The 23,268-nt window shown below is 56.8% G+C and carries 23 protein-coding genes, 2 tRNA genes and 1 rRNA gene; 8 read left to right on the top strand and 18 right to left on the bottom strand.

Annotation, left to right across the window (positions count from 1 at the left end):
- Window positions 1-83 precede the first annotated feature (83 nt).
- Both rpiB and yjdP read left to right on the top strand, forming a co-directional pair.
- Window positions 84-533, top strand: coding sequence for a bifunctional allose-6-phosphate isomerase/ribose-5-phosphate isomerase RpiB (gene rpiB, locus SK54_RS00130; RefSeq protein ID WP_023295775.1), 450 nt, complete (start codon window positions 84-86; stop codon window positions 531-533).
- A gap of 69 nt (window positions 534-602) precedes the next feature.
- Window positions 603-926, top strand: a complete 324-nt coding sequence (gene yjdP, locus SK54_RS00125) for a DDRRRQL repeat protein YjdP (RefSeq protein WP_048246557.1) — start codon at window positions 603-605, stop codon at window positions 924-926.
- 54 nt (window positions 927-980) lie between these two features.
- On the opposite strand, the gene phnP is transcribed toward yjdP, so the two are convergent.
- The 16 genes from phnP to SK54_RS00045 form a co-directional block, all read right to left on the bottom strand.
- Window positions 981-1,739 (bottom strand): phosphonate metabolism protein PhnP, encoded by a 759-nt coding sequence (gene phnP, locus SK54_RS00120; protein ID WP_047052240.1) that lies wholly within the window; start codon window positions 1,737-1,739, stop codon window positions 981-983.
- Between the two features lie 9 nt (window positions 1,740-1,748).
- The gene (phnO, locus tag SK54_RS00115; protein ID WP_015570217.1) at window positions 1,749-2,183 is read right to left on the bottom strand and encodes an aminoalkylphosphonate N-acetyltransferase; all 435 of its coding nucleotides are present in this window, start codon (window positions 2,181-2,183) and stop codon (window positions 1,749-1,751) included.
- Window positions 2,176-2,727: a ribose 1,5-bisphosphokinase gene (phnN, locus tag SK54_RS00110; protein ID WP_026080559.1), complete on the bottom strand. Its 552-nt coding sequence runs from the start codon at window positions 2,725-2,727 to the stop codon at window positions 2,176-2,178. The genes phnO and phnN overlap by 8 nt, the downstream gene beginning before the upstream one ends.
- Window positions 2,724-3,860, bottom strand: a complete 1,137-nt coding sequence (gene phnM / locus SK54_RS00105) for an alpha-D-ribose 1-methylphosphonate 5-triphosphate diphosphatase (RefSeq protein WP_015570219.1) — start codon at window positions 3,858-3,860, stop codon at window positions 2,724-2,726. Before phnM ends, phnN begins: the two co-directional genes overlap by 4 nt.
- The gene (gene phnL / locus SK54_RS00100) at window positions 3,857-4,537 is read right to left on the bottom strand and encodes a phosphonate C-P lyase system protein PhnL (RefSeq protein WP_017382651.1); all 681 of its coding nucleotides are present in this window, start codon (window positions 4,535-4,537) and stop codon (window positions 3,857-3,859) included. The genes phnM and phnL overlap by 4 nt, the downstream gene beginning before the upstream one ends.
- Before the next feature lie 257 nt (window positions 4,538-4,794).
- Window positions 4,795-5,550: a phosphonate C-P lyase system protein PhnK gene (phnK, locus tag SK54_RS00095; protein WP_039271996.1), complete on the bottom strand. Its 756-nt coding sequence runs from the start codon at window positions 5,548-5,550 to the stop codon at window positions 4,795-4,797.
- Window positions 5,547-6,392 carry an alpha-D-ribose 1-methylphosphonate 5-phosphate C-P-lyase PhnJ gene (phnJ, locus tag SK54_RS00090; RefSeq protein WP_006810438.1) on the bottom strand — a complete coding sequence of 282 codons (846 nt, stop codon included), beginning with the start codon at window positions 6,390-6,392 and terminating at the stop codon, window positions 5,547-5,549. The genes phnK and phnJ overlap by 4 nt, the downstream gene beginning before the upstream one ends.
- Complete coding sequence (locus tag SK54_RS00085) at window positions 6,385-7,449, bottom strand: carbon-phosphorus lyase complex subunit (protein ID WP_015570222.1); 1,065 nt, start codon at window positions 7,447-7,449, stop codon at window positions 6,385-6,387. Before SK54_RS00085 ends, phnJ begins: the two co-directional genes overlap by 8 nt.
- Window positions 7,449-8,033 (bottom strand): phosphonate C-P lyase system protein PhnH, encoded by a 585-nt coding sequence (phnH, locus tag SK54_RS00080; RefSeq protein ID WP_039271994.1) that lies wholly within the window; start codon window positions 8,031-8,033, stop codon window positions 7,449-7,451. Before phnH ends, SK54_RS00085 begins: the two co-directional genes overlap by 1 nt.
- Window positions 8,030-8,482, bottom strand: coding sequence for a phosphonate C-P lyase system protein PhnG (gene phnG / locus SK54_RS00075; protein WP_017694700.1), 453 nt, complete (start codon window positions 8,480-8,482; stop codon window positions 8,030-8,032). Before phnG ends, phnH begins: the two co-directional genes overlap by 4 nt.
- Complete coding sequence (gene phnF, locus SK54_RS00070; RefSeq protein WP_006810434.1) at window positions 8,483-9,208, bottom strand: phosphonate metabolism transcriptional regulator PhnF; 726 nt, start codon at window positions 9,206-9,208, stop codon at window positions 8,483-8,485.
- A gap of 20 nt (window positions 9,209-9,228) precedes the next feature.
- Window positions 9,229-10,008, bottom strand: a complete 780-nt coding sequence (phnE, locus tag SK54_RS00065; RefSeq protein ID WP_017382653.1) for a phosphonate ABC transporter, permease protein PhnE — start codon at window positions 10,006-10,008, stop codon at window positions 9,229-9,231.
- Between the two features lie 158 nt (window positions 10,009-10,166).
- Complete coding sequence (gene phnD / locus SK54_RS00060) at window positions 10,167-11,183, bottom strand: phosphonate ABC transporter substrate-binding protein (protein WP_032652248.1); 1,017 nt, start codon at window positions 11,181-11,183, stop codon at window positions 10,167-10,169.
- 23 nt (window positions 11,184-11,206) lie between these two features.
- Window positions 11,207-11,995: a phosphonate ABC transporter ATP-binding protein gene (phnC, locus tag SK54_RS00055; RefSeq protein ID WP_003860210.1), complete on the bottom strand. Its 789-nt coding sequence runs from the start codon at window positions 11,993-11,995 to the stop codon at window positions 11,207-11,209.
- Window positions 11,996-12,131: 136 nt separating this feature from the next.
- The gene (gene yjdN, locus SK54_RS00050) at window positions 12,132-12,569 is read right to left on the bottom strand and encodes a VOC family metalloprotein YjdN (protein ID WP_048246554.1); all 438 of its coding nucleotides are present in this window, start codon (window positions 12,567-12,569) and stop codon (window positions 12,132-12,134) included.
- Window positions 12,570-12,649: 80 nt separating this feature from the next.
- Window positions 12,650-12,985, bottom strand: a complete 336-nt coding sequence (locus SK54_RS00045) for a zinc ribbon domain-containing protein YjdM (protein WP_003860206.1) — start codon at window positions 12,983-12,985, stop codon at window positions 12,650-12,652.
- 591 nt (window positions 12,986-13,576) lie between these two features.
- Between SK54_RS00045 and crfC the strand changes: the two genes are divergently transcribed.
- Both crfC and SK54_RS00035 read left to right on the top strand, forming a co-directional pair.
- Window positions 13,577-15,931, top strand: coding sequence for a clamp-binding protein CrfC (crfC, locus tag SK54_RS00040; protein WP_023302944.1), 2,355 nt, complete (start codon window positions 13,577-13,579; stop codon window positions 15,929-15,931).
- The gene (locus SK54_RS00035; protein ID WP_015570229.1) at window positions 15,928-16,806 is read left to right on the top strand and encodes a diguanylate cyclase regulator RdcB family protein; all 879 of its coding nucleotides are present in this window, start codon (window positions 15,928-15,930) and stop codon (window positions 16,804-16,806) included. Before crfC ends, SK54_RS00035 begins: the two co-directional genes overlap by 4 nt.
- A 33-nt stretch (window positions 16,807-16,839) precedes the next feature.
- Here the strand turns inward: SK54_RS00035 and kdgT are convergent, their stop codons facing one another.
- Window positions 16,840-17,832, bottom strand: a complete 993-nt coding sequence (gene kdgT, locus SK54_RS00030; protein ID WP_017382657.1) for a 2-keto-3-deoxygluconate transporter — start codon at window positions 17,830-17,832, stop codon at window positions 16,840-16,842.
- A 646-nt stretch (window positions 17,833-18,478) separates the two neighbouring features.
- Here kdgT and proP point away from each other — a divergent pair.
- Window positions 18,479-19,981, top strand: coding sequence for a glycine betaine/L-proline transporter ProP (gene proP, locus SK54_RS00025; RefSeq protein ID WP_015570231.1), 1,503 nt, complete (start codon window positions 18,479-18,481; stop codon window positions 19,979-19,981).
- 33 nt (window positions 19,982-20,014) lie between these two features.
- On the opposite strand, the gene SK54_RS00020 is transcribed toward proP, so the two are convergent.
- On the bottom strand, window positions 20,015-20,968 hold the full coding sequence (locus SK54_RS00020; RefSeq protein ID WP_047716130.1) for a nickel/cobalt transporter: 954 nt from the start codon (window positions 20,966-20,968) through the stop codon (window positions 20,015-20,017).
- A 485-nt stretch (window positions 20,969-21,453) separates the two neighbouring features.
- On the opposite strand from SK54_RS00020, the gene SK54_RS00015 reads away from it, so the two are divergent.
- The 3 genes from SK54_RS00015 (at window position 21,454) to SK54_RS00005 (ending at window position 23,254) form a co-directional block, all read left to right on the top strand.
- Window positions 21,454-22,995, top strand: a 16S ribosomal RNA gene (locus tag SK54_RS00015).
- Window positions 22,996-23,065: 70 nt separating this feature from the next.
- Window positions 23,066-23,142, top strand: a tRNA-Ile gene (locus tag SK54_RS00010).
- 36 nt (window positions 23,143-23,178) lie between these two features.
- Window positions 23,179-23,254 (top strand) — tRNA-Ala (locus tag SK54_RS00005).
- Window positions 23,255-23,268: the final 14 nt, after the last annotated feature.

The raw sequence follows: 23,268 nt of genomic DNA, 5'->3' as shown, positions 1-23,268 counted from the left end.
TTTTGAGGTTTTATTGCACAACTGACCGGTCTTAAATCACAACTCCATCGAGTTCGTAAAGTTAACCCACGATGAGGTTTATTATGAAAAAGATTGCATTTGGCTGCGATCACGTAGGTTTTATGCTGAAAGAGGATATTTTGGCCCATCTGCGCGCGCGTGGCATCGACGTGGTGGATAAGGGCACCTGTTCCCCGGAGCGTACTGACTACCCATATTATGCCAGCGCGGTTGCACAGGCTATTATCGATAAGGAGGTGGATGGCGGCATCCTGATCTGCGGAACGGGGGTAGGGATCTCCATTACGGCCAATAAGTTCCCGGGCATCCGCGCAGTGGTCTGTAGCGAACCTTATTCAGCTCAGCTTTCAAGGCAGCATAACAACACGAATGTGCTGGCATTTGGTTCGCGCGTGGTCGGACTGGAGCTGGCAAAAATGATCGTCGATGCCTGGCTAAATGCACCGTTTGAAGGGGGACGACATCAGGCGCGAGTCGATGCGATAGGGGCGATTGAACAGGCCAGGAATTGAGATTCCTCCGCTACCCCGGTTCCCTGCCATTCATTACCGTAAGGCCAGTTCACCTGCGAGTCTGGCCTTATGAAACGTTACTCTACCGCTCTGTTATTGGGTCTGCTGACTTTAACCAGCCAACTGGCGCATGCCGATGTGATTGATGATGCCATTGGCAATATTCAGCAGGCGATCAACGACGCCTATAACCCCGGCAGCAGCAGTAATGATGATGACGACGATCGTTACGATCGCAGCCGTCAAACCGACAGCCGCCAGTACGACGATCGTCGTCGACAGTTAGAAGATCGACGCCAGCGTTTAGACGAGCGTCAGCGGCAGCTGGATGACGATCGGCGTCGGTTAGAAGAGGATGAGCGCCGGTTAGAGGATGATTACGATCGGTGGTAACCCCGGTATTGCAACGCGTAGGCCGGGTAAGGCGCAGCCGCCACCCGGCAAAACCTAATCCAGTACCAGCACCATCCCGTCATACCCCGCTTCAATGCCGGACGGCAGCGGGTTATCCATCATCCACACGTCAAACTGATGGCTGATATGCGTCAGGATCACCTGCGGACAGCCAATCACCTCATTCAGCGCAATCACCGTATTCAAATCACAATGGTTGCGCGGCGTCTCCGGGCGCGGTTCATGGCTACAGTCGATAATCATCGCCTGCGGCTGGTTGTTAAGCAGAAACGTCACCGTTTTATCCGGTAGCCCGGCGGTATCAGAAAGCCACGCGACGCGGCTGTGGGCGGACTCCAGCAGATAGCCGAAGGTCAGTTTTGAATGGTTGAGCGGCAGCGGCGTAACCCGCAAGCCCTGAAGTTCAAACATCACGAACGGCTCGACCGTGTGGCTGAAATCCAGAAGACCCGGATGTTTGAACAGGTCGTCACAGCCTGCGTCGTCCGGCGGACCGTAAACCGGAATGGTCGCCCCCACGCCCCAGCGCAGGGGGAACAGCCCCTGAACGTGATCCATATGATAATGGGTGAGCAAAAACTGCCTGAAACTCCCCGCGGGCCAGTCGTCCATTAGGTGGGGAATACCCGCGTCAAGCAAGGTGACCGCATCGTTGAATTTGACCGCCGCGCTACAGGGGCGACGGCGATAATTTTCCTGCAAACGTGCCCGTCGGCACGCCGCGCAGTCGCAGCCAAACACCGGCACCAGCTGCGCCCCTCCGGTTCCTGTCAGCGTGATCGTCAGACTCATAACGCACCTCTACAGCGGTTTGGTGAAGCGAAAATGGCTCTGCGTATACCCTTCACGAACATAAAATCGGTGTGCGTCCACGCGCTTCACGCTGGTGGACAGCTCGGTCAGCTCGGCGCCTGCCTGTCGCGCGACGTCCTCTGCCCAGGCCAGCAGCTGGCTGCCCACTTTTAATCCGCGCGCCTGCGGCATCACCACCAGCTCCTGGATCTCGCCGATCCAGCGGGCGTGATGCAGGTGAAACTGCATATGCAGGCCGATCATACCGATGATCTGCCCGTCCAGCTCGGCCAGCTGGTAACGCATATTGTGATCCTGCAAGTTGGCCAGATACCCGGCGTGAAACGCCTGATGATCGAACTCGGCCTGCTTAAGTTCGCAGATCAGCGCGTAAACGATCGGCGCATCGTCGGCGGTGGCGGGGCGAAGCTGGCAGTCAGGCATGCTGTTTCTCCTTCTGGCGAATAAGCGATAGAAAGGTCTCGACTGACTGTAGCAAACTTCCGTCGTTATTGAGGAGATGGCAACCCGACGGGGTGTAGCGTGCCGCCCGTTCCAGCCGCTGGTCGATCTCGCGCGCGTTTTCGCGCCCCCGCTTTTGTAGCCGGCTACGGAGAACGTCCGGGGAAACCTGCAAACAGACCGGGAGCAGCGCCGCTTCGTACCGGGCGCGAGCCTGCGGGAGATGCGCCCGCGAGCCGTTAACCAGTACGTCGAACCCCGCATGCAGCCAGAGGTCAATCTCAATACCGACGCCATAGTAGTAACCGTTGGCATGCCAGCTCAGCGCCAGCAGGTTTTGTCCGGCGCGGGTAAAAAACTCCTGCTCGCTCAGGGCGATATGGTTCTCGCTTCCGGCGTTGGCATCGCGCGTGATATAGCGGTGCGCGACCAGCAGCTGTGAATGTTCCCGCTGCCGTAACGCCGACAGCAGGCTGTCCTTCCCGGAGCCGGACGGGCCCATTAACCAGATGAGTCTTCCCATCAGAACACCCTTTTTCCCTGACGCCAGACGTGGTCGATATGAATGTGCTCGCCCTTACGGTGGGCGAGCACCAGATCGGCCCGTTTCCCCTCGGCAATTTCACCGCGATCGTGAAGATTAAGCGCGCTGGCCGGGTTTTTCGTCACCAGGCGAATCGCCTGTGGCAGCGTGAAGCTGTTGTTCTCGTCGTCCGCGACGCGGAAGGCCGCGTCCAGCAGGCTGGCGGGGTAATAGTCAGAGGAGAGGATATCCAGCAGGCCGAGCGAGGCGAGCCTGCTTGCCGCCACGTTGCCGGAGTGCGATCCGCCGCGCACGATATTTGGCGCGCCCATCAGGACGTTCATGCCGTGCTTACGCGATGCCTCTGCCGCTTCAAACGTGGTGGGAAATTCAGCTATCACGCTGCCAAGCTGGTGGGATTCGCGCACGTGATCGTGCGTGGCGTCGTCATGGCTGGCCAGGGCAATATTCCGGTCCCGGCACATCGCGGCAATGGAGAGGCGATTCGGCTGCGACCACTGGGCCGCAAGCTGGAGCTGCTCTTCTTCGTAGCGCGCCATCTCCGCGTCGTTGAGCGAATATTTGCCCTGATAGTATTCGCGATACTTTTCAATGTTGGCGAACTGGCGCTGCCCCGGCGAGTGATCCATCAGGGAAACCAGCGAGACCGGCTCGCGGCCCACCAGCTTCTCAAACAGCGGCAGGGTGGTGTGGTGCGGCAGCTCGCAGCGCAGGTGCAGGCGGTGCTCGGCGCGGTTGAGGCCGCGCTTTTGCGTCTCCTCCACGGCGTTGATCATCTTCTCCAGGTTCTCCAGGCGATCGCCGCCGTCGCGCACGTCGCCAATCGCCACCGCGTCCAGCACCGTGGTGATGCCGCTGGCGACCATCAGCGCGTCGTGGCTGCTCATCGCAGAATGAGCAGGCCAGTCCACCTTTGGGCGCGGGGTGAAGAATTTATCGAGATTATCGGTATGCAGCTCAATCAGCCCCGGCAGCAGCCAGCCGCCTTCGCCGTCCATCGCTTCAGGAGTGCGGCTCCGGGTTTCGGCAAAGGCGCGGATGACACCGTCCCGCACCTCAACCGAGCCGTTCACGACCTCATTTTCCAGCACCAGCCTGACATTATTGATAATCATACGTTTGTCCCCATCGGGTGCAGTCTGTCCGCCACGCGTTGGCGTACGGCGTCGTCGTGGAAGATCCCGACGATCGCCGCGCCGCGCGCTTTGGCCTGTTCGATCAGTTCCATCACCGCTGCGCTGTTCTTACTGTCGAGCGAGGCGGTGGGTTCATCCAGGAGTAAAATCGGGTAATCGACGATAAAGCCGCGGGCGATGTTGACGCGCTGCTGCTCGCCGCCGGAAAAGGTCGACGGGGCGAGGTGCCACAGACGCTCCGGTACGTTGAGGCGCGTCAGCAGGCTGGCGGCTTTAGCGGCGCAGGTTTCGCGCGGCACGCCGAGATCCAGCAGGGGTTGCATGACCACGTCCAGGGCGGAGATCCGCGGGATCACCCGCAGGAACTGGCTGACCCAGCCGATCGTCGAGCGGCGCACTTCCAGCACTTTGCGCGCGGGAGCCTGAACCAGATCGACCCATTCATTGTTATGGCGAATATGAATATGGCCTTCGTCCGGCAGGTAGTTGGCATACAGGGAGCGCAGCAGGGTGGATTTTCCGCTGCCGGAATGGCCATGCAGCACCACGCATTCGCCGTTGCTGACCTCTAACGAGGCATTTTGCAGTACCGGCAGGCGGACGCCGTTTTGCTGGTGGAGCACAAAGGTTTTACTTACGTTTTGTACGTGGATCATGTTGGCCTCGCGATTCGTTTTGCCGGGTGGCGGCTTCGCCTTACCCGGCCTACGGGTGCGGTGTTCGTTTTGCCGGGTGGCGGCTTCGCCTTACCCGGCCTACGGGTGCGGTGTTCGTTTTGCCGGGTGGCGGCTTCGCCTTACCCGGCCTACGGGTGCGGTGTTCGTTTTGCCGGGTGGCGGCTTCGCCTTACCCGGCCTACAAGGTGCGGTGTTCGTAGGCCGGGTAAGCGCAGCGCCACCCGGCAACCGCGCCCTCAGTTCTGCAATACGGACGACACCAGCAGCTGGGTATACGGATGATGGGGATCGTCGAGCACGCGGTCGGTTAACCCACTTTCCACCACCTGACCCTGCTTCATCACCAGCAAGCGGTCTGCCAGCAGGCGCGCGACGCCTAAATCGTGGGTGACAATCACCACCGCCAGGTTTAGCTCCACCACCAGGCCGCGCAGCAGGTCGAGCAGGCGAGCCTGTACAGAGACGTCCAGCCCGCCGGTCGGTTCATCCATAAACACCAGCTTCGGATGGGTGACGAGATTGCGGGCAATCTGTAAACGCTGCTGCATGCCGCCGGAGAAGGTGGTCGGCAGGTCGTCGATGCGCGAGGCGGGAATTTCAACCTCTTCCAGCCAGTGCTGCGCCGTGGCGCGGATGTTGCCGTAGTGGCGCGCGCCGGTGGCCATCAGCCGTTCGCCGATGTTGCCCCCCGCCGAGACCTGGCGGCGCAGGCCATCCATCGGGTGCTGGTGCACCACGCCCCACTCGGTGCGCAGCAGGCGGCGGCGATCGGCTTCGCTCATGCCATACAGCGACATGCCTTCATACAAAATGTCGCCATTCTGCGGCGTCAGGCGCGCGGAGATGGACTTCAGCAGGGTGGTTTTACCGGAGCCGGACTCGCCGACAATGCCCAGCACTTCGCCCGGCCACAGCTCAAACGACACGTCGTTAAAGCCTTTGCCCGGCGCATAAAGGTGAGTCAGGTTATTAACCGAAAGCAGCGGTTTCATTGGCTGTTCGCCTCGCTCTGTTGGCGGCAGTAATCGGTGTCGGAGCAGACAAACATCCGTTTGCCCGTGTCGTCCAGCACCACTTCATCCAGATAGCTATGCTTCGAACCGCAGATGGCGCACGGCTCGTCCCACTCCTGCACCGTAAACGGGTGATCGTCAAAATCCAGACTCTCCACACGGGTGTACGGCGGTACGGCGTAGATGCGTTTTTCACGTCCGGCGCCAAAAAGTTGCAGGGCGGGCATCATGTCCATCTTCGGGTTATCGAATTTCGGGATCGGCGACGGGTCCATCACGTAGCGGCCGTTCACCTTCACCGGGTAGGCGTAGGTGGTGGCGATATGGCCGAAGCGGGCGATGTCCTCATACAGTTTGACCTGCATGATCCCGTACTCTTCCAGGGCGTGCATGGTGCGGGTTTCGGTTTCCCGCGGCTCAATAAAACGCAGCGGCTCCGGGATCGGCACCTGGAAAATCAAAATCTGATCTTCAGTCAGCGGGGTCTCCGGAATGCGGTGACGGGTCTGGATCAGCGTCGCGTCTTCGGTTTTTTCGGTGGTGTTGACGCCCGTTACGCGCTTAAAGAAGTTGCGGATCGACACGGCGTTGGTGGTGTCGTCTGCCCCCTGGTCAATGACCTTCAGCACGTCCGCTTCGCCGATCACGCTGGCGGTGATCTGAATACCGCCGGTGCCCCAGCCGTAGGGCATTGGCATTTCGCGGCCGCCGAACGGCACCTGATAGCCGGGGATCGCCACTGCCTTAAGGATGGCGCGGCGGATCATGCGTTTAGTTTGTTCGTCCAGATAGGCAAAGTTGTAGCCGCTTAAGTTAGCCATTGGCGCGCTCCCGTTGCAGGCGTTTCAGCAGTTCCAGTTCGGCCTGGAAATCGACGTAGTGCGGCAGCTTGAGGTGCGAGACAAAGCCGGCGGCCTCAACGTTATCCGCGTGGGCCAGCACGAACTCTTCGTCCTGTGCCGGGCCTGCAATATGCTCGCCGTAGTCCGGCGCCTGGAGCGCACGGTCAACCAGCGCCATCGCCATCGCCTTGCGCTCGCTCAGGCCATACACCAGCCCGTAGCCGCGGGTAAAGTGCGGATCTTCATTCTCTGGCGCGACAAAACCGTTGACCATTTCGCACTCGGTCATCAGCAGTTCGCCGATGTTCACCGCAAAACCCAGCTCTTCCGGCACGATTTCAATGTCGATATAACCGCTGCGGATCTCTGCCGCGAAGGGGTGGTTGCGCCCATAGCCGCGCTGCGTGGAGTAGGCCAGCGCCAGCAGATACCCTTCATCGCCGCGCATCAGCTGTTGCAGGCGGGACGAGCGCGAACAGGGATAGACCGGCGGCGTGCGGGTGATGTCATCCGGTGTGCTGCCGGTGTCCTCTTCCGCCTTCGCCAGCCCCTGGTTTGCCAGCAGGCTAAAGACGTGCGGGGAGGCGTCTTGTTCAGCGTCAGAGACGCTGAGCTGCGGTGTTTCACCGTTCGCCAGCAGAGTGAAGTCCAGCAGGCGATGGGTATAGTCGTAGGTCGGACCAAGCAGCTGGCCGCCAGGAATATCTTTGTACACCGCAGAAATACGGCGCTCTAATCGCATTTCCGCCGTATTCACCGGCTCGCTAACCGCCAGCTTCGCAAGCGTAGTGCGGTAAGCGCGCAGCAGGAAGATGGCTTCCACGTTATCGCCGCTGGCCTGTTTCAGCGCCAGCGCCGCCAGTTCGCGGTCCGCGATGCCGCCTTCGGTCATCACGCGGTCGACGGCCAGGTTTAACTGCTGTTCAATCTGGGCGACGCTCAGCTCGGGAAGGGCGTCATCCCCCCGGCGTCTGTGCGCCTGCAAGGCATGGGCGGCGGCGATCGCCTTCTCGCCCCCTTTGACGGCAACGTACATCAGCACACCTCCACGTGAGTGGTTCTCGGGATCGCCAGCAGGCGCTCGCCGCAGGTCAGGATCAGGTCGATACCGAGCGGGAACGGATGCGGGCGCTCGGTCAGCTCATGAATGATGCACTCCGGCAGCTGGGGGGCGACCATCCGCTCATCGGCAATCCCTGCACCCGTCAGGCGCAGCATGCGGCCACCGCTCAGGCTGGAGACCTGCAAAATCAGCGTGGCGCTGGTTTCCGGTGCGATGGCGCTGCCTTCGCTCAGGGCGTTAAGCTGTTCATGGCTGATTTGCTCGTCGGCCACGGCGAAGACCGCCTGCTGGGGCTGCTCGACCAGCGGCGCGTTGGTGTGAAAGCGCAGGTTCTGGCTGGCGATATCGTTCAGCAATGCGCCTGACAGCCATACCGGGGTGTCGTTGTCCGCCAGGGTCAGCAGCACGCTGGTCGAGGCGAGGTTCAGCGGCAGCCAGCCCTGGGAGAGCTGGTGCAGCGAGACAATGACGCCCGGCTCGCTCATGGCTTTCAGCAGGCGACGGAAACTCTGTTGGGCATCCTGGACGGCCAGGGTAAAAGCAGGTTGAAGCGTCATGCGTTGTCTCCGCGAACGAGCGTAAAGAAGTCGACCCGGCTGGTATTCACTTCGGCCTGACGCGCGGCAAGGCGTGCGGCGCGGTCGGCTTCCAGCGGGGCAATAAGGGTTTCCATTAACGTCTGAAAATGCGGCTGTTCCTGTAAAAGCGCGTCGATCGCTGCGCAGCGCTCGGCGTGCGTTTTGTCGCGCCCAAGTACGTAGCCGTAGCCCAGCGTGCCGCTTTTCAGGCGGATCACCGCGCGGGTGAGGGTGGCATCGCCGGCGAAGAAGCGCTCGCCGGTGCCGCCCATGCGTGCCTGGATCTGCACCAGGCCGATCTCCGGCGCGCGGATCGTGTCGTAGTCCGGCGTCAGGCCGAGCGCGCTCATGCGGGCAGCCAGCGCATCAGGCTGGCTGTGGGCCAGCACGCGCATCCAGCGCTGACGAGTGGAGGTGTCGAAGTGCATTCAGTGCTCCATGGTAAATTCAATCATGTCGGCGCGGGTCAGGCTGACGGAGTATTCCGTTGCGTTGACGTCGCCGTCACGGTGGTTGAGGGTGCGCACGCAGAGCAGCGGGGCCATGTTGGGGATCTCCAGCACCTTGCTCTCTTTCGCCTGCGCGCGGCGGGCGCTGATGCGCGTCTGGGTGCGTTTGAGCGCGATACCCGTCGCGTCCTGAAGAAAATCATGCAGGGAACCGCTGGCGAAATGTTGCAGCACGGGCCAGAGGGTGAGGTCCGCGAAGTAGTGGTCGATCTGACAGACCGCCACGCCGTTTACCCGGCGCAACGTGCGCAGGTGAACGACGTTGTCGCCCTCCTGAATCCCCAGCGCGTCCGCCACGTGGCGGGAGGCCGGGCGCAGGACTGACAGCAGCTTTTCGCTGGTGGGGTGGCTGCCCTGATCGAGCAGGTTCTGGCTAAAACGCGCCTGGGCATTGAGCGGGTAGTCGAACGGACGCATCAGCACCAGTACGCCGACGCCCTGACGGCGCTGGACCCAGCCGCGCTCCACCAGTTGATCGATGGCGCGACGCAGGGTGTGGCGATTCACTTCGTAGCGGTCGGCAAGCTGCTGCTCAGCGGGCAGGTAGTCTCCGCAGCGGTAGTGCGTGCGCAGCTCCACTTCGAGCTTTGCCGCAATCTCTTGCCAGCGGGTGGGGTAACTGGTCGGATGTCTGGATAAGTGCATACAAATCAAAGCCTCGCTTCTCAGATGAAGTGCTTACGCAAACGTTGAGAGAGGAAATCCAGCAGGCTGACGGTGACGATGATGAGCACCATCAGGGCGCAGGTTTGCTGGAACTGGAAACCACGAATGGCTTCCCACAGGGTGACGCCAATGCCGCCTGCGCCCACCATGCCGACCACGGTGGCGGAGCGAACGTTGGACTCGAAGCGGTACAGGGAGTAGGAGATGAGCAGCGGCATCACCTGCGGCAGGACGCCGTACAGGATCTCTTCGATTTTGTTCGCTCCGGTTGCGCGGATGCCTTCCACCGGGCCGGGCTCGATGGCTTCAACCGCTTCGGAGAGCAGCTTGGAGAGCACGCCGGTGGTGTGGATGAACAGCGCCATCACGCCCGCGAACGGACCCAGGCCGACGGCGACCACGAACAGCATCGCAAAGACCATTTCGTTGATGGCGCGACAGGCGTCCATCAGGCGACGCATCGGCTGGTAGATCCACCACGGCACGATGTTTTCGGCGCTCATCAGGCCAAACGGAATGGAAAGGATCACGGCGAGGGCGGTGCCCCAGACGGCAATTTGCAGGGTGATCGCCATTTCACCGAGGTAGTCCTGCCACTGGCTGAAGTCCGGCGGGAAGAAGTCGGCGGCGAAGGTCGCCATGTTGCCGGAATCTTTGAAGAGCAGCAGCGGATCCATCTCCGCGCCCTTCCAGGAGATAACGAGCACCGCCAGCAGAACGGCCCAGCTTATGAGCGAGAACCAGCTGCGCTTTGGCGGCGGGAGGGTGATGGTTTGCATGTTTTACTCCGCGGGTCTTTGTGTGCCGGATGGCGCTACGCTTATCCGGCCTACGATCTGTTCCCCCTCTCCCTGTGGGAGAGGGCCGGGGTGAGGGCATCAGCGTGCGCATTTCCCCCTCACCCTAACCCTCTCCCTCAAGGGAGAGGGGACGTAAGTTACTGCACCGCTTTATTCACGCTGGTCATGGCACCGAGCGCGGCGGTCAGGCGGTCGAGATCGTCCAGCTGCGCCTGAATTTCCGACACTTTGCTGGTCTTCTCTTCTTCCTTCAGACCCTTGTTATCCTTCACGCCCTGCATCTGCTTGAACAGCGCCAGCTGGCGAATCGGCACCAGCTGCAAATCGCTGGACGCGCGGAACGGCGCCCAGCCCAGACGCGCCAGAACCGCTTTCTCTTCCGGCGTTTTGCCGTAGTTCATAAAGAAGTCGTAGACCTTGTCCTTGGTGCTCTCGGAGAGGTTTTTGCGCCACACGATCGGGTCGCCCGGGATCAGCGGCGATTTCCAGATAACCTTGATTTCCTTCAGCTTGTCCGGCGCGGAGGTCTTCAGCTTGTCGAGGTTTTCAGTGTTGTTGGTGGCGACGTCAACCTGCTTATTCGCCACGGCCAGGGCGTTGGTTTCGTGGCTGGCGTTGACCGTGCGCTTAAAGTCGCTGGCGGAGACGTTGTTTTTCGCGAAGACGTAGTAGCCAGGGACGAGGAAGCCGGAAGTGGAGTTCGGGTCGCCGTTACCAAAGGTCAGCTCTTTGCGTTTGGCGAGCATGTCGTTGAGATTGTTGATCGGGCTGTCTTTGTTAACGATCAGCACGCTCCAGTAGCCCGGGGAGCCGTCTGCCGCAACGGTCTGGGCGAAGACCTGGCCGTTCGCGCGATCTACCGCTTCCATAGCAGAGAGGTTGCCATACCAGGCGATGTCGACTTTGTTGAAGCGCATTCCCTGAATGATGCCCGCGTAGTCCGGGGCGAAGAAGGCGTTTACTTTGATCCCCAGTTTGGTTTCCATATCTTTCAGGAACGGTTCCCACTGCGGCTTCAGGTTTTGCTGTGATTCCGTTGAAATGATGCCAAAGTTCAGCGCTTTTTCCTGTTCCTCAGCGTAAGCAGGGCTTAGCAGGGTGCTGATGCTGAACATGCTGGTGAAGGCCAGCGCGGCAACGGCTTTGTAGTTCATGTCCATTCCTCGTTATGGGGACGTTAAGCAGCCTGCGCGCGCTCTTCGACGCGGTTTACGCTGCGGTAGAGATGATCGAAACGTTCGTTATCAAACTGGTGGCTTGCGCCATCGAAGAACACATGGCCCTGACGCAGGGCGACGATGCGCTCGCAGTAGCGCAGGGCGTAATCCACCTGATGCAGCGTCACCACCACGGTGATGCCGTCGTTCTGGTTGATGTCGCGCAGGGTTTCCATCACGATGCGGGCCGATTCCGGGTCCAGCGAGGCGATAGGTTCATCGGCCAGAATGATTTTGGCTTTCTGCATCAGGGCGCGGGCGATGGCGACGCGCTGCTGCTGTCCGCCGGAGAGCGTGGAGACGCGCTGGTGGGCGAAATGCGCCATGCCGACGCGGGTCAGCGCCTGTAGGGCTTCTTGTTTCTGGGATGGGGAGAACCAGCGCAGGCAGGTGCGCCAGAACGGGGTGCTGCCGAGCGCGCCAATCAGCACGTTCTCGAGCACGGTCAGGCGGTTCACCAGGTTGAACTGCTGAAAGATATAGCCCGTCTGAGCGCGGCTTTTGCGAATATCGCTCGCCAGACGCCCCGCATGTTGCACGGTGTTCCCCAGCAGTTCGACGCGGCTTTCCGGCGTTTTGTCACAGGTAATCAGGCCGCTCAAGTGACGAAGAAGGGTTGATTTACCTGAACCAGACGGTCCCAACAGCGCCACCATTTCGCCCTGCTGGACGGTCAGATCAACGGCATGCAGCGCCTTGTTGTGATGGAAGGTTTTGCTCAGTTTCTCGACGCGAATGACAGTTTGCATGTGCCGGGCCTCACGATAAATGTGGCCTCATGCTGGCGCATCAATATGACATTTGGGTTAAGTCTCGGTTGCGGGAATTTGAAGAGTTGAGGGGAGTTTGATGACAGGCGGAGGCAGACTGCCCACCGCCCGAAAATTAGTGCTGCTGCTTAACGACGTTAATCATCCACGGCACGCCGTATTTGTCGGTGACTTTCCCGAATCCGTGCGCCCAGAAAGTCTCCTGCCAGGCCATTTCGACATTGCCGCCATCAGAGAGGTTGTCGAACCAGCGTTTGCCTTCATCCACGTCCTGCGTGTCGAGCACCAGCGTAAATCCGGCGTACTGCGCGCTGCTGCCGGGTGGCAGACCATCGCTCATCATGATATCGCTGCCGGCAATGCGGACATTAGAGTGGGCGATGGCGGTATCCGGGAAGTTCATGCCTGACGGACAGCCTTCTTCGCTGTTTTCGTCTTTGGGCATTTCGCCGAAGGTGATTTTGTAGAGGAGTTCTGCGCCGATGGCATGCTGATAGAAGGCGGTCGCCTCCGCACAGTTGCCGGCGAAAGAGATGTAGGGACTTAACGGCATAATCTTTACCTCACGTAAGAAAAGCCCGTTAAGTGTAGTTCCCGAACGCCCGGTAAGCGAAGCGTCACCGGGCGGGACAATCAGTTCTTTTTCACGAACTCAGATTTCAGTTTCATCGGACCGAAGCCGTCAATTTTGCAGTCGATATTATGATCGCCTTCAACCAGACGGATATTTTTGACTTTAGTGCCGATCTTCAGCATGGAGGAACTGCCTTTTACCTTCAGATCTTTCACAACGGTAACGCTGTCGCCGTCTGCCAGCAGGTTGCCGTTTGCGTCTTTCACGATCAGCGCATCGCTGTCCTGCGCAGGCTCCGCATCGTTCCATTCATGGGCGCATTCCGGGCAAACGAACATGCCATTGTCTTCATAGGTGTATTCAGAATTGCATTTCGGGCAGTGTGGAAGTTGCATGTTGGTATCCTCAAAAGTGTTAACACGCTGGAAAACGCCAGCTAAATGACGGCAGTGTGCCGAAAAAGGCAGCGAGTATAACGCAAATCCCCACTTTTGTCGGTGATATTGTTTTATAAAAATAGCGCATAAATGCGCAAGCGATGACACGAACTGTCAGTGAATTAAGGGAAGCTTAAGCCCTGAACGGCAGAGATCGTAATCATGCTAAATGTATCGAATATTTTATTACAGCAAATTGCTACGCTGTGCCATTTCGGATAAGGTGAAGGAACAAGCCGTTATTTATCTATCCTCTTCTGACGCCATACATCTTTTGGCGCCAGGGAATACCTCTCTTTTTTGGTGGGTAAATAACGATGATATATCCTGATGTTTCCTGAAAATGCGTTTTGTCTATTCACTTTTGGCTTTCTGGCCAGGGGATGTTTTACACGTATTACGAGGGTGGGTTTTAAATTCTCATTATCTTCAGTTAGTTGTATTAAATGAACATGTTTTCCATACGTGATCATATAAGCCTGAAAAGTATAATTAAAACATCGTGGCTTAATAAAAGTAATAAATTTGCGTTAAGGGAAGGCTTTTATCATGCACACACAGACCATATTTGAATTAAGCCAGGAAGCTGAACGATTGTTACAGCTCGCTCTGAACAATCTTGATTCATTAAAATCTATGCCGATTGCAAAGCTGGATAGCACAGCCGCTGCGATGAGCGGCGTTAATAACAACGTTTTGCCGTTACATTTTAGCGCACGGGGTGTCGACGCTCAGCAGGCGATGCTGAATAACGAATTACGCAAAATAACCCGCCTCGAAATGGTGCTGGCGATTGTGGGTACCATGAAAGCGGGAAAATCGACCACCATTAATGCGATTGTGGGCACGGAAGTGCTGCCGAACCGCAATCGTCCGATGACGGCACTTCCCACGCTGATCCGCCATACGCCGGGCCAGAAGGAGCCGGTACTGCATTTTTTGCACGTTTCGCCCATCGATACCCTGATTACCCAGTTGCAGAAAAAACTGTGCGATAAAGATCGCGGCAAGCTGGCGCGGCGTCTGGAAATCGACAAGGACATGAATACGCTGCTGGAGCGCATAGAAAGAGGTGAGGCGTTTGAAAAACATCACCTGGGCGCGGAGCCCATCTTTCATTGTCTGAAAAGCCTGAACGATCTGGTGCGGCTGTCTCAGGCGCTGGGCGTGGAGTTTCCGTTCTCTGAGTATGCCGCGATAGAACATATTCCGGTGATTGAGGTGGAGTTTGTGCATCTCGCCGGTCTGGATGCGCACCTGGGGCAACTGACGCTGCTCGACACGCCGGGGCCGAACGAGGCCGGTCAGCCGCACCTGCAAAAAATGCTCAGCGAGCAGCTGGCGCGCGCCTCCGCCGTGCTGGCGGTGATGGACTATACACAGCTTAAATCTATTTCTGATGCGGAGGTTCGTCAGGCAATTTCGGCTGCCGGGAAATCCGTACCGCTTTACGCCCTGGTCAACAAATTCGATCAGAAAGATCGTAACAGCGACGATGAAGAGCAGGTGCGGGCGATGATTTCCGGCACGCTGATGAAAGGAAATATTTCTCCGGGGCAAATTTATCCGGTCTCTTCTATGTGGGCCTATCTGGCAAACCGCGCCCGCTATGAGATGAACGTTCATGGGCGCCTTCCCGATCATCAGGATCAGCGTTGGGTACAGGATTTTGCCGAGGCCGCGCTGGGCCGCCGCTGGCGAACGGCCGACCTGGACGATATTGACCATATTCGCCATGCGGCGGATCTGCTGTGGGAGGATTCGCTGTTCGAACAGCCCATCCGCAAACTGATTTACGCGGCTTACGCCAACGCCTCGCTGTTCGCTTTGCGGTCGGCATCGCATAAGCTGCTGAACTATGCGCAAAATGCCAGAGAATACCTGGATTTTCGCCATCAGGGACTGACGGTCGCTTTTGATGAGCTGGAGCTGAATATTGCGCGCCTGGAAGAGGATATGACGATGCTGCGTCAGCGGCAGAGCGTGGTGAGCGATGAGGTCCAGCATGAAGTTGAAGAGGCGCTTAACGCAACGGATGCATTCCTGCTTCGCCAGAAAGGTGAACTTCACCAGGCGCTGGGCGACATTTTTAGCCGCCCGTCTATTCTTGATTTAGCAGGGCGCGAGCCATCCAGTTTGCGTGCAGACGACGCGGATGCGATCCAGCAGCTGGTGCTTGACGATGAAGGGCAGGCGCAGATTGTCCTGAGCAAGATCCGATCGTCATGCGAGCAGATTATGCTGAATGCGCAGAGCAGAATTGGCCGGGAGCTGGCGTTACGCTTCGATCAGCTGGAGTCTACGCTTGCCCGATCGTTGAATGAGGCGATGCGCCCTATCGAGACGCGAATCAAGGAACAGCTCAGTCATGCCGGATTTCGGGCGCGGATTAGCTTCCCGGCGTTTCAGGCAAACCAGCTTAATTTCAATACGCGCGGCTTATTTAATGATGCCATTGTGCAGGACACCCCTCCCGCCAGTCAGCCAGCCGGGGCAGGCAGCGTACGTAATACCGTCTCGCGCTGGCTCAATAATCCCGGCTGGGGCTGGGAAGAGTATGTCGTGACGCGCACACGCTATGTCATCGACATCGTTCAGCTTCATGGCAAATTTACGCAACATATCGATCAGTTTTGCGATCAAATACGTAAAGCTTTGGCCGCGCAGGTCGATGTCTCTGTTACGGCAGGTATGGCAACGTTCTTTGCAGAGTTTTCGTTGTGCCTGACCGGGTTACAGGAAAGCTTGCGTGATAGCCTTGCCGTGCGGCAGCAGAATGAACATTCAACCCGGGCGCTTAGCCAGTTGTTGAAGCAAAGTATGACTACTGCGGCGTGGATTCAGGAAGATACCCGACTGTTACGCGATGATATTCAAACCTTATTCGCGGCAGAGCAACCATGACAACACAGCTACTGGACGGTCCCGGGCGGACGCTGGAGTGTATTCATCCAAAATTTATGGTCGATTTGGTCCAGGGGGCGGACGCTGCACGTCACTCCCTCCTGGGGCCACAGCAACTGCAATTTCGTGAGCGTTTGACGCAGGAGATCATTACGCAGACCCGGCTGCGGCCGTGGGCAATGGCGGGAATGCTCAACGAAAATGCAGCGCTGCGGCTGGGTCTGGCGGAGAAACTGGCCGGTATGCTCGACCCCGGACACCTTGCGCTGACCCGTATGTCCGACAGGCTGGTAGCCCTGCGCCAGCAGGTGAATCCACGCCTCCCTCAACCGCCCGGATTGTTGCAACAGTACGAAGAGCTCTCCTCACATTTCAACCAGCGTGCCGCCTATAAAGAGAAAGCGCTCGCGCAGCGCGGCCTTACGGTTCAGGCGGGTGAGCACAGTGAGCAAATTTTTACCCGCTGGCGAGCCGGGCAGTATGACGGCTGGTCGCTGGCTGGCCGCTGCTTTATCGTGCTGGAAGAGTTGCGCTGGGGGGCGTTTGGCGATGCCTGTCGTCTGGCGAATAGCGATGTGGCGGCCATGCTGAAAGATAATCTGCGCAGCATGGCCGCAAACTATCTGGCACAGGGAATTAATGCTTCTCCCACCACCCGGCATTTTTACCATCAGTGGCTGACGACGCCCGCTTCTCCCGGTCTGATTGATTATAAAGATATGCTGGGGTGGCTGGGGGACTGGTGTCAGGCGGATAAACATCCGGTGAGCTGGTCAGTGACGCAGAGCTGGCAAACGGTCGCGCTGGGAATGCCGAGACTCTGTTCGGCAAAACGGCTGGTGGATGGCATGGTGGAAGAGATATTTGGTACGTGATTGCCCCCTCTTTTTAAGGAGGGGGCGAAAGGGTTAGTGGTGCATTTCTACCGCTTCAGGTTCTGTCCGGGACTCAGGCACATGCCCAAAGCGTCTGGCATACAGTGCCGTGATGACAGGGACCAGAATTGCCGTCACAATCACGCTGGCGGCAACCAGAGCCGTGGCGGAAGCGGCCACGGGTTCAAAGGCCGGGTTAATCTGGGCGATAATTACCGGGTTGGCTACCGCAGCGCCTGCGGCCGAAGAGGCGGCCACGCCCGCGGTTCCGTTGCCGCCTCCGATGACGCGGTCTGCAATAATCAGTGGAATACCCGTGATGACGATGACGGCAACACCCAGCACAATGCCCAGCAGACCGGTTTCCAGAATCACGTTCAGGTTGATGGTATTGCCCAACGCGAAGCCGAAGAACGGGATCAGTACCGGGGTGGCTTTGCTGAAGAAATCACGCAGATCGTGATCGAGGTTGCCCAGCGCAAAACCAATCAGGAACGGCAGGATCGCCCCGACAAAATGGTGTGGTTCAAAAGAGGCAAGGCCGGCAGAACCCAGAATCAACATCGTCATCAGCGGACCCGACTCCAGGGACATCAGCACGAACGCGCCCGATTCTTCTTTGGTGCCATATTGATTCATCAGGCTTGCATAGAGACCGCCGTTGGTCATATCCATTGCTGAGACTATGGCCAGAACAGATAATCCGGCGAAGAAGCCGGTCTGAATTCCATTCTCCGGAATGAACATCGCACAGATCATCGCAACAACCCAGGCGACCGCAATTTTAGTAATGACCAGCGTCCCTGATTTACGTAATACCGTACCTGTTGCACGCAAGTTAATAGATGCGCCGATGCAAAAGAACCAGACTGCCAGAATCGGTACCGTTCCGGTAATCATACCTTTTGTAAAACCGCCAAAATAAGCACCGGTATTCGGGGCTAGCGTATTTAATATCGCGCCAAGTACCAGCGGGACCAGCATCATCCCGCCCGGGATGCGTTCTATTGTTGCTTTAATCTTCATCATTAACCCTCACATCTCGTCCGCATGGCTGGCGGAAAGCTCAAAAAATAGATCAACAAATTCAAACGATTGCCTTTTTTGGGACCAATCGATTCGTTATTTATGCTGTAGAGCGAAATTCAGGTGTTCAGCATTCCTTCATTTGAAAGCTGCTGGGATATCGTGTTCGGATTTATCATGCGATCTTTGGAATTGTGATTCAACAAAAATAAAACGCTGTTTTAGTTATCTTCGTCACATATTGAATGTAAACAGGATTGCCCACTGTTAATAATTGAATTTTGTGTAAATTTGCTGTGAAGAAATGTGCTTGCATTTTGTTTGGGGAAGAATAATAACGGGCGTTAAGATCTGTTTGATAAGGGGGTTTAGAATGACCTTATTTATCGTGAATTGACAAAAGCTGAAGGCAACTTACGAACAGGAAAAATATGTGTGAAGTTGATCACATATATAAACGCTGGTAGGGTAAAAAGGTCTTTAACTGCCCAGACAGGCGTCAACAGGTTCGGTTGTATTGAGGTAAAACGTCAATGTAAGTAAACCTGCTACGCTTGAATAAGGAGATTCGCATGGAGCGGGTCTCTGGTTCACAGCTTGCAAAATGCGCTGTGAAACGGACGGGGCTGAGTCTACGAGGAAAGCTATGCTTAGAAGGAAAAAAGTAAAACCCATCACGCTGCGCGATGTCACCATTATTGATGACGCGAAACTGCGCAAAGCGATTACAGCGGCCTCGCTCGGTAATGCGATGGAGTGGTTCGATTTTGGTGTTTACGGCTTTGTGGCCTATGCACTTGGTAAAGTGTTCTTCCCTGGTGCCGATCCCAGCTTGCAGATGATTGCTGCGCTGGGTACGTTCTCCGTTCCCTTCCTGATTCGTCCTCTCGGTGGCCTTTTCTTCGGCATGCTGGGTGATAAATATGGTCGCCAGAAGATCCTGGCTATTACCATTGTCATCATGTCGATAAGTACATTCTGTATCGGCCTTATTCCGTCGTATGCAACTATTGGTATATGGGCGCCGATTCTGCTATTGATCTGTAAGATGGCGCAGGGCTTCTCCGTTGGTGGCGAATATACCGGCGCATCGATTTTTGTCGCTGAATATTCTCCGGACCGTAAACGTGGCTTTATGGGCAGCTGGCTGGACTTTGGTTCGATTGCCGGTTTTGTCATGGGCGCGGGGGTTGTGGTTCTGATCTCAACCGTAGTGGGTGAAGAGAACTTCCTTGACTGGGGCTGGCGTATTCCGTTCTTCCTGGCGCTGCCGCTGGGCATCATTGGGCTTTATCTGCGTCACGCCCTGGAAGAGACGCCTGCGTTCCAGCAGCACGTTGAAAAGCTGGAGCAGGGTGACCGTGAAGGGTTACAGGATGGCCCGAAAGTGTCGTTCAAGGAGATTGCGACCAAACACTGGCGCAGCCTGCTGACCTGTATTGGTCTGGTGATTTCCACCAACGTGACCTATTACATGCTGTTGACCTACATGCCGAGCTACCTGTCGCATAACCTGCACTACTCGGAAGACCACGGTGTGCTGATTATTATCGCCATCATGGTGGGTATGCTGTTTGTGCAGCCGATTATGGGTCTGCTGAGCGACCGCTTTGGCCGTAAGCCATTCATTATTCTCGGCAGCGTCGCCCTGTTCGCACTGGCAATCCCGGCCTTTATTCTGATTAACAGCAATGTGCTGGGGCTGATTTTCGCCGGTCTGCTGATGCTGGCGGTGATCCTCAACTGCTTCATCGGGGTGATGGCTTCTACGCTGCCGGCAATGTTCCCGACGCATATTCGCTACAGTGCGCTGGCGGCAGCCTTTAATATCTCCGTTCTGATTGCGGGCCTGACGCCGACGCTTGCTGCTTCACTGGTGGAGAGCACGCAGAACCTGATGATGCCTGCTTACTATCTGATGGTCATTGCGGTGATCGGCCTGATTACCGGTATTACCATGAAGGAGACGGCGAATCGTCCGTTGAAAGGGGCAACGCCTGCGGCGTCTGATATTCAGGAAGCGAAAGAGATCCTGCGTGAGCACTACGATAATGTAGAGCAGAAGATTGAAGATATTGACGCAGAGATTGAGGCGCTCCAGACAAAACGCTCTCGCCTTGTCGATCAGCATCCGCGAATTAACGAGTGATAAAAAAACCCGCCGCTGGCGGGTTTTCTTTTATTAGCATCCTGCGGCAATATAGTCGCCGCCGGCGCTGACGGGGATCACCGTCAGGAACAGGATCGTCGCGAACAGTATCAGAACAACCCCTCCGGCAATTTTGACCATCGGCATTACCCAGTTCAGGGACGTGCCGCCGCCAAACCAGGTTACTGTGCGTTCACGCGCGTAACGTACTGCCAGCGACAGCCCCATAATCGACAGCGCCGTGCCCAGCGACATTGTCATCACAGCAGCAATCCCCCAGCTAATAATACCGAGCGCATTCGAGAACATCAGGATCATAATTGCCCCGCTGCACGGGCGTGCGCCAATGGCCAGCACCACGCCCAGACGGGTTTTCCAGTCGCTTTTAGTCAGATCCACCCCTACGCCGTGATGGCCGCAGCCACAGCGTTCATTATGCTGGTGAAGCGGCTTGATGGCGCTAATGGCCATTTTGCGCGGACGCAGGCTGCTGAGCGCCTGATAAATGATAAACGCGCCGAAGACGGCAATCAGCACGGCGCTGATTTTCTCGACGTACCAACGGCTGGTGCTGATATCTCCTGACGCGAGGTTCAATCCAACCGCCAGGATAAAGACAAAGACGATCGCGCTGACGCCCTGCATCATGCTACCGATAAACGGTACGACGCGCGCCGCGAGCTGGCTCTCTTTATTGGTGGTGAGGTACGTGGTGACGATAAATTTGCCGTGCCCAGGTCCAACGGCATGGAGTACACCATAAAGAAACGCACCGGTTAACAACCATAGCCCACCGCTGTACTGATGATTATTAAGTTGCAGCAGATACATCACCAGATATCGGTGCAGGGTGATCTGGGTGGCGAGGCACCACTGAATAAAAGCATTCCAGTGCGTATGCAGTGCAAAACCTGCCATAAGTAACACCAGCACGGCGAGCCCGGCGGTTGGGATACGCCAGTCACGTTGAAGTCGTTGTGTCGTCATGAGGTTGGCCCGCGAGAGAAATATTTGCCGCTAGTATAGTGTTCAAATCGCTGGATCACACCGGGATCGTCAATGGATTGTGGATAAGTCTGTGCGTAAAAAGGTATAAGGCGGGGTTTTGCTGGGGAATACAGCAGTCAGTCATTTTTTTGCAACTTTTCTGTTGCGGTCGCTCGGGAACTCCCTATAATGCGCCTCCATCGACACGGCGGATGTGAATCACTTCACAGACAACCCGGTCGGTTGAAGAGAAAAAATCCTGAAATAACGGGTTGACTCTGAAAGAGGAAAGCGTAATATACGCCACCTCGAGACAGAGCGCTGAAGCGCGTCGCAACTGCTCTTTAACAATTTATCAGACAATCTGTGTGGGCACTCAAAGTGACATGGATTCTTAATGTCCTCGGACACTAAATGAATACCAAGTCTCAACGAGTGAACACGTAATTCATTACGAAGTTTAATTCATTGAGCATCAAACTTTTAAATTGAAGAGTTTGATCATGGCTCAGATTGAACGCTGGCGGCAGGCCTAACACATGCAAGTCGAACGGTAACAGGAAGCAGCTTGCTGCTTTGCTGACGAGTGGCGGACGGGTGAGTAATGTCTGGGAAACTGCCTGATGGAGGGGGATAACTACTGGAAACGGTAGCTAATACCGCATAACGTCGCAAGACCAAAGAGGGGGACCTTCGGGCCTCTTGCCATCGGATGTGCCCAGATGGGATTAGCTAGTAGGTGGGGTAACGGCTCACCTAGGCGACGATCCCTAGCTGGTCTGAGAGGATGACCAGCCACACTGGAACTGAGACACGGTCCAGACTCCTACGGGAGGCAGCAGTGGGGAATATTGCACAATGGGCGCAAGCCTGATGCAGCCATGCCGCGTGTATGAAGAAGGCCTTCGGGTTGTAAAGTACTTTCAGCGGGGAGGAAGGTGTTGAGGTTAATAACCTCAGCAATTGACGTTACCCGCAGAAGAAGCACCGGCTAACTCCGTGCCAGCAGCCGCGGTAATACGGAGGGTGCAAGCGTTAATCGGAATTACTGGGCGTAAAGCGCACGCAGGCGGTCTGTCAAGTCGGATGTGAAATCCCCGGGCTCAACCTGGGAACTGCATTCGAAACTGGCAGGCTAGAGTCTTGTAGAGGGGGGTAGAATTCCAGGTGTAGCGGTGAAATGCGTAGAGATCTGGAGGAATACCGGTGGCGAAGGCGGCCCCCTGGACAAAGACTGACGCTCAGGTGCGAAAGCGTGGGGAGCAAACAGGATTAGATACCCTGGTAGTCCACGCCGTAAACGATGTCGACTTGGAGGTTGTGCCCTTGAGGCGTGGCTTCCGGAGCTAACGCGTTAAGTCGACCGCCTGGGGAGTACGGCCGCAAGGTTAAAACTCAAATGAATTGACGGGGGCCCGCACAAGCGGTGGAGCATGTGGTTTAATTCGATGCAACGCGAAGAACCTTACCTACTCTTGACATCCAGAGAACTTTCCAGAGATGGATTGGTGCCTTCGGGAACTCTGAGACAGGTGCTGCATGGCTGTCGTCAGCTCGTGTTGTGAAATGTTGGGTTAAGTCCCGCAACGAGCGCAACCCTTATCCTTTGTTGCCAGCGGTCCGGCCGGGAACTCAAAGGAGACTGCCAGTGATAAACTGGAGGAAGGTGGGGATGACGTCAAGTCATCATGGCCCTTACGAGTAGGGCTACACACGTGCTACAATGGCGCATACAAAGAGAAGCGACCTCGCGAGAGCAAGCGGACCTCATAAAGTGCGTCGTAGTCCGGATTGGAGTCTGCAACTCGACTCCATGAAGTCGGAATCGCTAGTAATCGTGGATCAGAATGCCACGGTGAATACGTTCCCGGGCCTTGTACACACCGCCCGTCACACCATGGGAGTGGGTTGCAAAAGAAGTAGGTAGCTTAACCTTCGGGAGGGCGCTTACCACTTTGTGATTCATGACTGGGGTGAAGTCGTAACAAGGTAACCGTAGGGGAACCTGCGGTTGGATCACCTCCTTACCTTAAAGAACCTGCCTTTGCAGTGCTCACACAGATTGTCTGATGAAAAACAGCAGTAAAAAACCTCTACAGGCTTGTAGCTCAGGTGGTTAGAGCGCACCCCTGATAAGGGTGAGGTCGGTGGTTCAAGTCCACTCAGGCCTACCAAATTTGCCTCGCAAATTTGAAGAGGTTGTAAACGATGGGGCTATAGCTCAGCTGGGAGAGCGCCTGCCTTGCACGCAGGAGGTCTGCGGTTCGATCCCGCATAGCTCCACCATCTTTTACTGCGAA

Source organism: Enterobacter sp. MGH120, from assembly GCF_001037725.1.
GTDB lineage: Bacteria > Pseudomonadota > Gammaproteobacteria > Enterobacterales > Enterobacteriaceae > Enterobacter > Enterobacter hormaechei_C.
This window is presented reverse-complemented; position numbering and strand designations above follow the sequence as displayed.